Origin of the sequence: Cribrihabitans pelagius (assembly GCF_048820915.1) — a bacterium.
Classification (GTDB): Bacteria; Pseudomonadota; Alphaproteobacteria; order Rhodobacterales; family Rhodobacteraceae; genus Cribrihabitans_A; species Cribrihabitans_A pelagius.
In genome coordinates this window covers 52,514-65,157 of the sequence record NZ_JBMERR010000019.1, presented here as the reverse complement: position 1 = coordinate 65,157, position 12,644 = coordinate 52,514, and the positions used below count along the sequence as shown (strand labels likewise).

The 12,644-nt window shown below is 66.1% G+C and carries 14 protein-coding genes; all 14 read right to left on the bottom strand.

The annotated features are described in order from the left end of the window. Nucleotides 1-296 precede the first annotated feature (296 nt). Nucleotides 297-677 (bottom strand): DUF6362 family protein, encoded by a 381-nt coding sequence (locus ACOHX0_RS16505; RefSeq protein WP_018303644.1) that lies wholly within the window; start codon nucleotides 675-677, stop codon nucleotides 297-299. Next, on the bottom strand, nucleotides 670-870 hold the full coding sequence (locus ACOHX0_RS16500) for a hypothetical protein (RefSeq protein ID WP_028720215.1): 201 nt from the start codon (nucleotides 868-870) through the stop codon (nucleotides 670-672). Before ACOHX0_RS16500 ends, ACOHX0_RS16505 begins: the two co-directional genes overlap by 8 nt. Then, nucleotides 867-1,406, bottom strand: coding sequence for a hypothetical protein (locus tag ACOHX0_RS16495; protein WP_246374557.1), 540 nt, complete (start codon nucleotides 1,404-1,406; stop codon nucleotides 867-869). The genes ACOHX0_RS16500 and ACOHX0_RS16495 overlap by 4 nt, the downstream gene beginning before the upstream one ends. A gap of 340 nt (nucleotides 1,407-1,746) precedes the next feature. Further along, nucleotides 1,747-4,068, bottom strand: a complete 2,322-nt coding sequence (locus ACOHX0_RS16490) for an AAA family ATPase (RefSeq protein ID WP_420678239.1) — start codon at nucleotides 4,066-4,068, stop codon at nucleotides 1,747-1,749. After that, the gene (locus tag ACOHX0_RS16485; RefSeq protein WP_420678238.1) at nucleotides 4,065-4,832 is read right to left on the bottom strand and encodes a hypothetical protein; all 768 of its coding nucleotides are present in this window, start codon (nucleotides 4,830-4,832) and stop codon (nucleotides 4,065-4,067) included. Before ACOHX0_RS16485 ends, ACOHX0_RS16490 begins: the two co-directional genes overlap by 4 nt. After that, nucleotides 4,832-5,038: a DUF6511 domain-containing protein gene (locus ACOHX0_RS16480; RefSeq protein WP_420678237.1), complete on the bottom strand. Its 207-nt coding sequence runs from the start codon at nucleotides 5,036-5,038 to the stop codon at nucleotides 4,832-4,834. The genes ACOHX0_RS16485 and ACOHX0_RS16480 overlap by 1 nt, the downstream gene beginning before the upstream one ends. Nucleotides 5,039-5,245: 207 nt before the next feature. Continuing rightward, complete coding sequence (locus ACOHX0_RS16475; RefSeq protein WP_420678236.1) at nucleotides 5,246-6,934, bottom strand: DEAD/DEAH box helicase; 1,689 nt, start codon at nucleotides 6,932-6,934, stop codon at nucleotides 5,246-5,248. A 14-nt stretch (nucleotides 6,935-6,948) separates the two neighbouring features. Continuing rightward, a complete protein-coding gene (locus ACOHX0_RS16470; protein WP_334253324.1) occupies nucleotides 6,949-7,572 on the bottom strand; it encodes a hypothetical protein in 624 nt (207 codons plus the stop codon). Nucleotides 7,573-7,673: 101 nt separating this feature from the next. Further along, nucleotides 7,674-8,549, bottom strand: coding sequence for an ATP-binding protein (locus tag ACOHX0_RS16465; RefSeq protein WP_420678234.1), 876 nt, complete (start codon nucleotides 8,547-8,549; stop codon nucleotides 7,674-7,676). Next, nucleotides 8,549-8,845, bottom strand: coding sequence for a hypothetical protein (locus ACOHX0_RS16460; RefSeq protein ID WP_420678232.1), 297 nt, complete (start codon nucleotides 8,843-8,845; stop codon nucleotides 8,549-8,551). Before ACOHX0_RS16460 ends, ACOHX0_RS16465 begins: the two co-directional genes overlap by 1 nt. A 38-nt stretch (nucleotides 8,846-8,883) precedes the next feature. Further along, nucleotides 8,884-9,078, bottom strand: coding sequence for a hypothetical protein (locus ACOHX0_RS16455; protein ID WP_018303655.1), 195 nt, complete (start codon nucleotides 9,076-9,078; stop codon nucleotides 8,884-8,886). An 84-nt stretch (nucleotides 9,079-9,162) separates the two neighbouring features. After that, a complete protein-coding gene (locus tag ACOHX0_RS16450) occupies nucleotides 9,163-9,885 on the bottom strand; it encodes an RNA polymerase sigma factor (protein ID WP_420678229.1) in 723 nt (240 codons plus the stop codon). A 99-nt stretch (nucleotides 9,886-9,984) separates the two neighbouring features. After that, on the bottom strand, nucleotides 9,985-10,230 hold the full coding sequence (locus ACOHX0_RS16445; protein WP_420678227.1) for a hypothetical protein: 246 nt from the start codon (nucleotides 10,228-10,230) through the stop codon (nucleotides 9,985-9,987). Between the two features lie 91 nt (nucleotides 10,231-10,321). Continuing rightward, entirely contained in the window at nucleotides 10,322-12,496 is a 2,175-nt protein-coding gene (locus ACOHX0_RS16440; RefSeq protein WP_420678225.1) for a hypothetical protein, read from the bottom strand. Between the last annotated feature and the right edge of the window lie 148 nt (nucleotides 12,497-12,644).

Genomic DNA, 12,644 nt, shown 5'->3' with positions numbered 1-12,644 from the left:
CACGGATCGGCGATTTGATCCTCTGCTGTCCATCATCCCGCTCACGTCAGGCCGATCACAAACTCCATTGACCGTTTCCCTGCCAGTCGTTTGCCGTTCAGCCGCCAAACGATGACCGCGATGCCGTACTGCCAACGTCGGTTCGCCGTGGCCCGGCTGATGCCAGGAAGCCATGTCGGTTTTCACTAAAAAAAGACGGGGAGAGCCGTCTCCCGACGCACTCTCCCCATCTTGCCTTCGGAATAGCATGGATCTGTTGCAGATGTCGAAGGAAAAAGTGTTGCAACACATTGGAGTCACTGCGCATTCAGCCGCGCAGCGATCTTGGTCAGCGCCAGCTGCCAGCGGCGCCACGCCGTCGTGCGATCGCAGCCGAGCTCACCGCTGATCTGCTTCCAGGGCACACGGGCCGCGCGCGACCAGACCAGCTTGCGCTCCGCCTCCTCGATCCAGAGCACCCAGTCGAAGGTCTGCTCGAGCCGGGTGATTGCTGCTGCCGAGGGCCAGACCCGCATCGGCTGCGGCTCCATCGCCGCGATCTCGCGGCTGGTCCGCACGATGTCGGGCCAGGTGTTGAAGTAGCCCTGTGCCTTCACAGGCGGCAGCTTGCGCAGGGTGCGGAACGCTTCCTCGAAATGATCGGCGACGCAGTCGGCGGTCCATTCGCGATCAGCCATGGCGCGCCTCCCTGTCGGACGGGCGCGGGCCGTAGAGCTTCTCGCCCAGCTGGCGGACTAGTTCACGCTCGGGCCAGGTGAGGCGGTCGTCATCAGCGGAGACCGCGAGGACGCCCTGTTCCTGCCAGCCCTCGCGCTTGACCTGCTCGGGATCCCGGCGCCGGCCGCCGTAGCCATGGGGATGCCATCTCATGCGACACCCCCGTTCGTCTCGATCGCCCAGAGCAGGATGGCGATGGCGTCGGCCTCGTTGTCGTCGGCCGGGCTGAAGCCGCGGGCGCGGACGGCGGCGACCATGGCGGCCTTGTCGGCGTTGCCCTTGCCTGCGGCGTGACGCTTGATCGTGCCGACCGGGACGCCCTCGTAGGGCACGCCGCGCAGTTCCGCCCATGCGGTCAGCGTGGCCATGAGCCCGCCGTAGATGTGGCTTGCGTCGGTGCCCGCGTGGCGGCGGACTTCCTCGAACCAGATCGCGGCGACAGGACCGGACAGCCGGTCGATCTCGGTCAGCCAGTTGGTGAAGCGCAGGTAGCGCATGCCGCCGCCGTCGAATCGGCCGGGGCGCAGCGAGACGGTGCCGCTGGTGATCAGGCCGTCATGGCCGCGGATCGCCCAGCCGGTCGAGGTGCCGAGGTCGAGCGCGAGGATGCAGCGGTTGCGGGGGGTGTCGAGCGGCAGCGATTCAAACCTTGCGCCGTCGCAATTCGGGATCAGAGTCGGCTGAGCCATGATGGGTCTCCTTTGCCGGTGGCCTGTGGTGGTGGAAGACGACGGCGGTCTGGTGCTTGGCGGTACGGGGCCGCCGTCGTCGGATCGGAAAGCACAAGGGAGCGTCACGGCGGCGCGCGCGGCTGACCCGGACGTATGGGAGGAGTGGCCAACCCTGTGGGGTGGCCCTCCCATACGTAGTATGGGGGTTTGACACCTAACTGTTCCGAGGCGTTCAAGTGGCTGAAATCATTGCGGAATAAGACTTCATGAAGTCTTCGGGCATGAGTTAGGGACCTAACTCTTATTTGCCCGTAACCCGTTGATTTCGTTGAGTGCACAGTTGGCGCTGTCATATGAGTCAGGCCTCACTCATATGAGTTGGGTCGTCCTCCAGCCCCTCCGGGTAGACCCAGACGGCGGAGTTTTCGACCTGCAGGCAGAGCCCGGATAGGGGGCATTTGAAGTGGCTGGGCAGGACCGGACGGACCTCCGTGGTGACCTCGCCAGTGGCCGGATCGACATGGTCGACGGGCGCGCCGAACTGCATGCCCTCGACGCAGAGGTAGCCGAACCGGGACCGGGTGACGGGGAAGCCGAACCCCGAGGGGTCGCGCAGGAACTTCACGAAGCCCTTGGTCGCCAGCACGCTGAGGCGCTCGCGAATGGTGTGCTTGCTGCCCAGCCCGCCACGGTTCTCGAAGGTCTCGGCGAACTGCATGGCGGTGTAGAGGCGCTCGCCCGCCGCCTCATCCAGCAGCATGCCGAGGATGACATCGTGCTTGCGCAGCCGTTCGGCATCGAGCCTGGCGCCGACCTCCTTGCGCACCAGGCGCTCGTTCAGCGGGTTCAGCTCGACCCACTCGCCCTTCACCTTGTCGATGAGCTTGCCCGGCAGCGCGGGGCCATTGCGCAGCTCGATCTCCAGCTTGCGGACGCTGCTGTCCTCGTCAGGCCGGTGCATGAGCAGCCCCGAGGTGTAGAAGCCGCGCAGCGCGCTGGCGCCGGAGAGCGCGAGGAAGGGATCGTCCTTGACCTGATGCTTGGTGGCCTTTCGGGTGTGGTGGGCGAGGATGATGCCCGCATCCGGATTGACAGCTTCCCTCAGGAGCTCGACCCGGTCCTTCAGGAAGAACATCATGGCGGTGTTGTCGTTTTCGCCGCCGCCCTCGGGGCCGCCATCGAAGAGGTTGCGGATCGGGTCGATGACGATGATGTCGGGCGGCGCGTCGGGGAATGCGGCCCTGATCGCCTCGGCCACGCGGGCGATGCCCTCCGCGTCGAGCAGCAGCTTCAGTTTCGGGGTGGCGATGAAGGTGTCGCGCGCGGCGGCGATCACGGCAGCGGGCAGCGCGATCTGCTGCATGCGCTCGCGCAGATAGTGATACTGGATCTCGGCCTGCAGGTAGAACACGCACAGCGGCCGGGGCGGCGTGAAGCCGAGGAACGGCACGCCAGCGGCCATGTGCACGAGCCAGCAGATCAGGAAGTCGCTCTTGCCGACCTTGGGCGCGCCGCCCAGCACCAGGAGCCCGCCCGGGGTCAGCACGCGCGGCCCGATGATGTCCTCGGGCATCGGACTGGTGTCGTCGAGGAGAGCGCCTAGGCTGAATGTCGGCAGCGGGCTGGCCGGGGCGTCGGCATAGGCCGTGCGCAGGAGTGGTGGGCCGTTGCGCTTCACATGCAGCGCCCAGAGGCGTTCGGACTCGGCCTGCAGCCGATCGAGCGGCCAGGATGGGCGCATCATCGCGGCGTTGTAGCCGCAGATCGCCTCCCAGCCCGCGAAGGGGTCGAGGCGGCCCTCGTGCACCAGGCGCACATAATGGCCGATGGCGGCGCTGGCCCCCTGAAACCGGGACCAGTCGTCGACCGCGCCCTCGCGCACCGGCGTCGTGAGCACCGCGTCGATGCCGGGCTTCGCGGTCGGCGCGGCAACGTCGCTGGCGAAGCCCACGCCGGGCAGCGGCGGCATCTCGGCGACCTTCTCGGCGAAATCCGCAAGATCCACCTCGACGTCGCGATGTTCGCGGATCTGCACAAGGCGCTGGTGGCCGTGCTTGTGATAGACGGTGCCAGGCACCCGGATCGGCTGGTGCGCCGAGCGGAAATGCGTGTCGCCGCCGACCTTCACGGCGATCTCGCCGCGCAGGCGGCAGAGGGCGACCAGGTCGTCGCTCTCGGCGGGTTCGGTCAGTTTCCACCAGACATGGAGCTTCGCCGCGCCCTCGGGCGTGCGCCCGCCGCTTTCGATGATGAGCGTGGGCGCGCCGAGGTGGCGGGTGACATGGTCCAGCTTGGCCGGGATGTCGCCCGCATCGAGATCGACGACGATGGCCTGCATCTGCAGCACGTCGGCGGCGCGGGCCTGGCCCTGTTCCTCGACCGTGCCGGGAATGACATAGACGGCGGCGCCCTCGCGGTTCGCCCATCCGGCGAAGGTTGCGAGTTTCTCGGGCGCAGTGTCGTCGGCCGGGATCCAGATGTTGTGCGGCTTGCCGTCTCGGCCCTGACCCTTGTCGACGAAGCCGCGGAGCGGGATCAGCCCCTCGCACCAGCTGAACACGGTGTCGAGGAACACGGCGATCTGCTCGGGGTCGGGGTCGCAGCCGAAGGGGTTCTCGGACGGTGGCCCGTCGTTGAAGTCCATCCACGGGTTGAAATGCAGGATGCCGTCGTCGCTCATGCCGGCAGCCCCCAGCAGCGTTCGGACCACGGGCAGAAGCGGCATTCGAAGAAGTCGGGCGAGATGGCGATGCGCGGCAGCAACTCGCCCGCGTCGGTCGCCTGCAGGATCCGCACGCCCCGGTCGGACATGCGCTGCGCGAGATCGGCGTCGAAGGGCACCAGTTCGTGGTGCATCTCGGCCGTGTCCTTGTTGATCGCGGTGAACACGGCGGGCGCGGCGCTGATGCCGGGCACGCTGGTTTCCATGTAGGCCTGATAGACCGCGATCTGGGCGGCGTAGACCGGCTTCGACTTGCTCACGCCGTCCTTGACGCAGGCGCGCCAGTTCTTGGCGTTCATGGTCTTGCATTCCCAGAGAGCGGGAACGGCCAGACCGAAGCCCTCGGGCCCGGCGGCAATGATGCCGTCGACATGACCGCGGATGCGCCCGCCCGCGACCGAGAAGCCGAACTGGCCACCATCGGTACGGTTGCCCTTGCGGGTGTAGAGGTCGAAGCCCGCGCCGCGCAGCCAGGCGACGGCCAGATCCTCGAGCGCGTGGCCGATGGCGAAGATGCGCAGCGATTGGCCGCTGAAATCCTGGCCCTCGTCCTTCGGCGTCGCCGTGAACTCGAACTGCAGGGCCCGCTCGCAGGCATGGCCGAGGCGCGAGCCGCCCAGATAGTCGCGGGGCGGCCGCGTGGTCTGATCGGCGGTCAGCGACCGATCGACTGCGGCGTTGACCCGGTCGGCGAAGCTGGGGCGATGGTTGTAGTCCAGCATCAGAACGGCACCTCCGACGTCTGCGCCCGGGCGATGTCGGACATGGCCTCGCGGAAGCCCTCGACGGCTTCCTCGATCAGCGCGCGCACCTGCGCCTCGGTCAGTTCGGCGAGCGGGGTGGCCCAGCCGATCTCGTCCATCAGCAGCGCCACGCGCTTCATGGTGGCGGTGATCGCGGCGCGCTCTTCCTCGGTCAGGTCAACCATGGCGAAACGCTCCCTGGCCAAGCGCGTCCAGAAGGACTGGCAGGGCATCGAGCAGAACCAGACCGAGGGCCGGCGCCGCTTCGACCGGTGCGGATCGAACCAGCCAAAGCCACGGGTGGGTTGCCGGCAGACAGCACAGAGCGTCCCACGCGGATGCCAGAGCCGCCGCCGGTCCTCGGCCGTGATGGGGGTGGATGTGGACATGGGTCATGCCGCCCTCCGTTCGGGCCGGGCGGCCGTGTCGATCAGCTGGCGGATGGCGCGCTTGTTGAAGCCGAAGGTCATCAGAGCGGAGGCGCGGTAGCGCGTCAGGCCGAAGTCATGGCGGCATTCGGGTGGCAGGTATTGCAGCTGCTTTTCGGTCGGCGGCTGGCGGAGCCAGGAACGGGTCTTGAAGGCGCTCTCGTCGGTCTCGTGCGTGTTCAGCCAGTCGTCGGCCTGTGCGAGGCAGACCGTGCGCTCGCCGACGCCCAGCAGATGCGGGCGTTCGCCCTTCGCCCCGCCGATCGCGTACCAGACCCCTTCCAGCCAGAAGATGCCGCCCCAGGCCGCGAAGCCCGTGGCCATCAGCGCGTCGTCCGTGCCGTAGAGGTCGACCCACGCGAAGCTGGACCGCTTCAGCAGGTCGATCTCGGTCATCATGAAGCCCGAGAGCGGCGCGGCGGCCCCGCCTTCGCCGGCCTCTTCGTCCTCGCGCGGGCAAGCCTCGCCGCAGAGCGGGCATTCGGTGGCGGCCAGCGGGATCTCCGCCTCGCAGGCCGGGCAGGTCTTCGTCGGCGCCTCGCCGGTTTCGGTCTTGCCGTCGAGATCGACATCCTGTTCCAGCGTGCCGTGGATCAGGCTCGACGTCCCGAAATCCAGCACGACGCAGTCGGTCTTGACGATGCCGGGATATTCCTCGGGATCGACGGTGCGCAGGCCGCGCCCGACCATCTGGATCATCGTGGACTTGTAGGAGCTGGGCCGCAGCAGCACGACGCAGGACGTGGGCGGGTGGTCCCAGCCCTCGGTCAGCACCGCCACGTTGACGATGACGCGGATGTCGCCCGCCGCGTAGTCGGCGAGGATCGCCTTGCGGGTCTCGGCCGCCAGATCGCCGTGGATCAGCGCGGCGGAAACGCCCGCCGCCCTGAAGGCGTCGGTGACGTGTTCGGCATGGGCGACGGTGGAGCAGAACACCACGGTCTGCCGGTCGCCCGCCTTCTCCTTCCAGTGGCGGATCACCTCGTCGGTGACGGGGGCGCGGTCCATGATGCCCGCGACCTCCGCCATGTCGAAATCCGACATGGTCTTGCGGACCGAGCGCAACTCGCCCTGCACGCCCACGTCGATGACGAAGGTGCGCGGCGGCACCAGGTGGCCCGAGGCGATCAGCTCGCCCAGCCGCACCTGATCGGCCACGTTGTCGAAAACCTCGCGCAGGCCCTTCCTGTCGCCCCGGTTCGGCGTCGCCGTGACCCCGAAGATGCGGGCGTCGGGATTGGCCTCGCGCACCCGGTCGATGATGCGGCGGTAGCTGTCGGCGACGGCGTGATGCGCCTCGTCGACAACCAGCAGGTCGAGGCGTGGCATGTCGGCAAGGTTCGAAGCCCGCGCCAGCGTCGGCACCATGGCGAAGGCGACCTGGCCACCCCAGGACTTCTCCGTGGCGTCGATCACCGATGTGGCGACGCCTGGCACCACGCGCTGGAACTTTGCGCGGTTCTGCGCCGTCAGCTCGTCGCGATGGGCCAGCACGCAGGCCTTGGCGCCGTCGCCGATCATCTCGCCGGTGACCGCCGAGAGCATGATGGTCTTGCCAGCACCCGTGGGCGCCACGCCCAGCGTGTTGCCGCGGGAAGCGAGCGCAGCCACGCTGCGCTCGACGAAGGTCTTCTGGCGGGGGCGCAGGCGCATCGCTGGTCTCCCCCTTACTGCGCCCAGCTCGGCCGACCGGCGGCGCCGGGGGCGGACGCAGGCTGGCTGGGCTGGGTGACCGTGGTAGGCTGCTGCGGGGCGTGGCCCTGCGCCGGGGCGGCGGTGAACTGCGGCGCGACCGCGCCCATGAGCGCGGCGTAGTCGCGATGGTCGGGGGTGACGGCGGCGCGGATCTCGTTCTTGTCCTCGCCGTTGGTGTCGGTGCCGATGTCGATGCGGGCGACGAATTCGACCCCGTCGAGATCGCCGAACCCGTTGATGCGGCGGCGCGCCTGCGCCTCGGGCGAGTTGTCCTTGTCCGACACGCCGCGCGCCGAGTTGAGGATGCCGCGGATCAGGCCGCGCCCCATGTTGGCCCAGTCCGGGCCCTTGGGGCTGTAGAGACCGATCAACGACCAGATCTTGCGCCGGGCATAGGGCCCCTCGAGCACCGTATATTCGACGTCAAGATAGACGGCGCCGGTGGCGGCGCGGCGCGCCCAGCCGCCGGTCCAGCCCTGCGAGGGGTCGTCGTAGCCGCCGGGCCGCAGTGAGGCCCGCACCTTGGCGAGCGTGCCCTTCGGGATGACGTTGGTGTTGGATTGGGCGGAGTTGAAGTCGTTCCAGGGTCCGGACATTGCGCGGCTCCTTTCAGTTGGAGGGTGGGACGCGCAGCGGCGTCAGTGGGGAAAAGCCACCCCGGCGACCGGATCGGGACACCGGGCGTGGCGCGGTGCGCTCAGCCATGGCCGGGCTCCTGCGCGGGGGCGGGATCGGCGGGCGTCACCGGCGGCCAGGTCAGGCGTTCGGAGGCAGGCGCCGCAGGGCGCTGGATCTTCTCCATCAGCCGGCCGAGATGCGGGGCCTCGACCATGTCGAGGCGACCGGAGCGGTCCTTGGCGGGATAGCCCCAGGGGTTCAGCGTCTGGCAGACGAAGGCGCGCTGCGGCTGGCCGCCGGGGTCCGGGATGTCGGCCATGGTGATGACCTGATCGACGATCCCGGGCAGCTCGAGCCCGGTCTTCGAGCCGTCGATCTGCGGCTGGAAGACCTTGCGGTTGAAATCGTCGAGCCGCTCGTCGAGGATCCCGACGAACCAGACGTGCTTGCCGCGCGTGTGCTGCAGATGGGTCAGCCAGCCTATCATCTCGCGGCCATGCAGCCCGTAGGCGCCGCGGATGTCGGGCTTGCCTGTCTTCTCGGAGAACGCCTCGGGCTGGCCGCGGCACCACTGGAAGCAGAGCCGCCCGGCCACGGTGATCGAGTCGATGAAGACGGTCTCGTATTTCCCGATCACCGTGGGATCGCCGTAGCGGCCGCAGACCTCGTCGAAATGCGCCTGGCTGTAGGGTTGGTCCTCGCGCAGCGCCGGGTTCGGCCCGCCGATGAACACCGCGAAATCGCGGCATTCCTTCCAGGTGCGGGGCCGGAGCGTGTCGATCTCCAGCCCCTCGACCGCCAGATCGCCAGCCTCGAGATCGAGGAAGAGCGTGGTCGAGGCATTCAGCGTCCAGAGCAGGCTGGTCTTGCCGATGCCGGACCGGCCGAAGATGACGCCCTTGATCCCCTTGCGCTGCGCGAGCCGTTCGTCGGCGCCGATGATGGGAAGGGCCATCACTGGCCCTCCTTCTTGATCACGGCCGTGGCGGCGCGGTCGGCGCCGATGCACCCCGCCTCGCGGACGATCTTGTAGAGCCGCTTCAGCGCATCGGCCCGGCGGTAGGCGGCCGTGCTCTCGCGCTCCGCCTCCACGATCGCGAAGGCGATCTCGTCGACGGTCGCCTCGACGACCGGCAGCGGCTCGCGCGGCTCGTCACCGGCGCGCTGCGGGAGGGCGATGGTTTCGGGGAGTTCTTCGAGGGCGTAGCTCGCGGCGCGAAGACGGGTGATGTCGTCCGGCTGGTCCGGCATAGCTTTTCTCCGTGAGATGAGGTGATTGAGGAGGCGCATCACGCGGCCTCGCGGACGTCGGGCGCGGGCTCGGCGACGTAGATCGCCAGGAGCGGCGTCCCGTCGGCATGGGCGCCGGCGTCCTCGATCTGATAGTTGCGGTTGGGCTCGCAGACCTCGGTCAGCTCCCAGCGGCGATAGAGCCCCGGAAGACGCCTGAAATCCTCGAGCGACAGGTCGGCAGTACGGTTCATGCGTGTCTGCTTTCGGTTGGAGGAGAGGCGCTCGGGGCGCTCGAATGGGAAAAGCCACCGGCGGGACCGGATCGGGACATCGGGTCAGGGGATTTCCTCGAGGGCGGCGTGCAGCCGGCGCATGGCGCGCTGGTGCCGCTTGCGGGCGGCAGCCTCGGTCAAGCCCAGTTCGGCTCCCGCCTCGGCTTGCGAGAAACCCTCGATCGCGACGCGGATCACCAGCAGGGCGTCATCGCCGAGCAGCTTCCGCACGGCGTCGTTCAGCCGTGCGTACCCGGTTGCGCCGATCCCGCTGTCGCCGCTGTCCGCCACCTCGTCGGGATCGGCGCCGCTGGCGAGATGTTCGCGCGCCGTGTCGCGCTGGCGCACGCGGATCATGTCGCGCTCGACGTTGCGCAGCACCGTGGCCGCGATCCAGTTGACGCGTCCGAGGTCGAGGCTGCGGACCGACACGGTGGTGCGCGCCAGAACATCGGACGCGACCTCGTCGGCGGTGCCGAGCCTGCGCCAGATCGACCGGCAGCGGATGGCGTCGAGGCCCGGCCAGAGCGCCAGCAACAGCAGCGTCAGGGCGCAGTCGGACGCGGGCCCATCTGCCTGCGCCGCCCTGACGAGCGCGGTGAGGATCACGTTCTTCTGGCCATGATCGCCGGGGGTGCGATGCAGCCCGTCCAGCAGGGCCGCCGGATCCCGGAACGCCGAAAGGGCGGCCTGTTCACGCCGGACGGCGTCGAAACTGCGCTGGAAGTGAAGGTTGGAGGAAGATTGCATGAGGTGATCACGGATCTCGTGCCACGCGAAGGACATCGGACGCCTGCCTTGCGGCCAGGCGTCCAGCGCCTTGTCGTGGCCAGGTCAGGACGTCGCGCGTCTCTGCGATTTCAGGGGGTTGGGTGAATGCGCGCGTCAGCGCGCGGGTGCGGTCGCGTGGTTCAGCGCGCCGCAGCCGCGGCAGGTGGCCTGAACTGGAAAGCCCACGAGATACTCGTGCCCCCGCGCGAAACGCAGGTGCATGCGGCCGTCCCGGCGGACACCGAGCAGCTTGTCACAGCGCGTGCAGCGCCATTCGGGGCTCAAAGGGTTGGGTTTTGATTTTGCACCACCGGTCCAGCTCATCTGGGCTGGCTGGCGGGAAGTGTCGGGAGTCGGCATTGGAGTGCTCCTCTTTGCTATGGAGCACTCCTATTGGACGCAAGAATCGGAGTTCGTCAGACCTCGGAACGGAGCCGGATCGGAGTTGATCTCAGATCGCGATCTCCCACCACTTACGTTTCGGAGATCGGACAAAGTCTGCCTTGAGCTTTTTCCAAAGCACAGACCCAAAAATGTTGGACAATGATTGGTCCTCAATGCCTGAAATAAGATCTGCTGTTACGATTGGTGCAGGGCCATTATTGTGGGCGTCCACAAGCCGCTGAACGACGAGCAGCCTCTGTTCACCCGATATGTCGATGGATCCCTTTCCCGGCACAAAAAGCGTTCCGGAATTTTCGCCAGTGCGTTCAAGCTGCACGGTCAGCCCGCCTCGCGCGAGAGATTGGTCGCGTCGAAAGATGGCCTTGAGCTTATCCGCAACCAGGGTGATTTCCGGTTCGTCGGCTTCCATGTGATCGGCAAGAGGCGTCAAGACATTCGCAGCAAGGCACGCCCCCGCCGCGTTTCCAGCCTGCAGCACCAGTCCAATCCCAAGGCTGCTGCGTGCCCTTAGCTCTCCGTCGACCGACGCCCTGACTTTTTCCTGGTCCAGACTGCGAGCCAGGTAGATCGGAACATCCCGGTTGTCGATCTCGAGCCTGCCAAGATACAGCAGGTGTTTATTCAATTCCTCGATGGCAGGCGCATCCAGCGTATCTTCCAATCGAGCGCGAAGATGTTCCTCGACCCAGCCATCGCGCACACGATAGGTTCTATAGCGATCCGGACTGCCACCACTGGGAGTAACATGGCCCTCTGCAACTTTGAGATCGACCTTGTCCGGTTGTGCAACGACTTCGGCCACAACTGGGCCAATTCCGTCTTCGTCATCGATCAGGTCGTCGCCTTCCCAGCCCGCGGGTACAAGAAAACCCAATTCTGTCAGAAGAGCCGGGTCGATTCCGCGATCGAGGAGCCATGCACCGGCAATCCTGTCGGCGCTGATGTCCCAGATGGAGAGCAGTGCAGGCATAATGGTCATGCCTTCAACAGCGTTCGGGGCGCGCCCCTCTTGCAAAATGTTCCAATGCCGAAGCAATCTATGACCGAGCACGCGCTCGAAATGATCGTCCACGCTGAGGAGGCTGCTCGTGTTCCGGTCGGTCAAAGTGAAGTTGAGCGTTTTCTCAGTGGCCGCGCCTGCACGGCGATACCTGACTGCAATCTCGACGAAGCGGATCGCGACAGCGCGAGAGAAAATGCGGTCCAGACCGGGCTGAGCGCCGATAATTGCCGATATGTCCTGATTGATGGTCGTTGACAGCGACAGGCGGTTTGCCAAATTGACAACGCTGATCTCTGCACGGATCACCTGAGCGCGCAGGATTACCGCATCGTCCAGTTCGGGCGGATTCAGATCAAAACCCGACAGGAATTGCGAGATGTCGTACGCCTGAAAATCGACCGGCTGGTTCGAATACGTCTGATCCAAAGCCGTCTCAATGAACCGCTCGGCAATGGTGTGGCGCAGGGTTCTCGTACCGGCCCGAACATGAACTCGACCTGTCGAAGGTGTGTAGACGATCATCGCTTCCCCCGGCGGTCGGAAATAGATGCGGGACCGATTGCCGGAATCATCAATCTCTCGAACGCTGGTCGGAGGGTCGGGGTGAAATAGCAGATACATCTCGGCGGCCGGTTCGTCCCCATCCTCCGGAATATCGAAACGGTCAATGCTATAACCGTCACCTCGATCCAACTCGGTGTTCAGCTGGGAAAGCAGCGCATCGAGTATTTCACTGCCCGCGTCGGGACCACCATCCGTCGACGGATCGGCCATAAACGTCTGATAGTGCTTGTCATAGCGACGATACATGCGCAGGTGCAGACTGTTTTCGGCCGCTTCGAACAGGCTCTGTTCATGGGTGAAGGCCCAAAGGCTGCGCGCAAGCTGATCCCGCTGGTCCATGAGTTCACGGGAGCGCTCGGGTTCTAGCTTTGCCCTGGCCAAACCTTCGAGCACGAATTGACCCCGGTCAGCGATGAGGGTGACAATTCGTGCGGCCTCCGCTTCTAGTGGCCCCAAGCGGTCCTTGTTTTCTTGATGCAACATAGTGGTAGCGGAAGCCGGGCCTTCAGAGTCATTGGGCTCGAACTGGTAGTTCTTCAGCCAATCCAGCCTTTCGAACGACCTGCTCCGAAAAAACGCCGATAGCAATGACGGCTCTGCGTCATTGAGCAGTCGAGAAAGGTTCGGGCAGGTCTTGGCTGGGGCACGTACCATATAAGTCTCCGAAAACGCTTATTTAATCTGTAGTCTACAAACTTGGTGTCATATTCGGAATTTGAAATTGCGATGACCAGTTGGGCAATTGGAAACGGGATTGACCCATTGCCGAACGGTCTGTGCTGCTCGGGTAAGGTCAACGCGC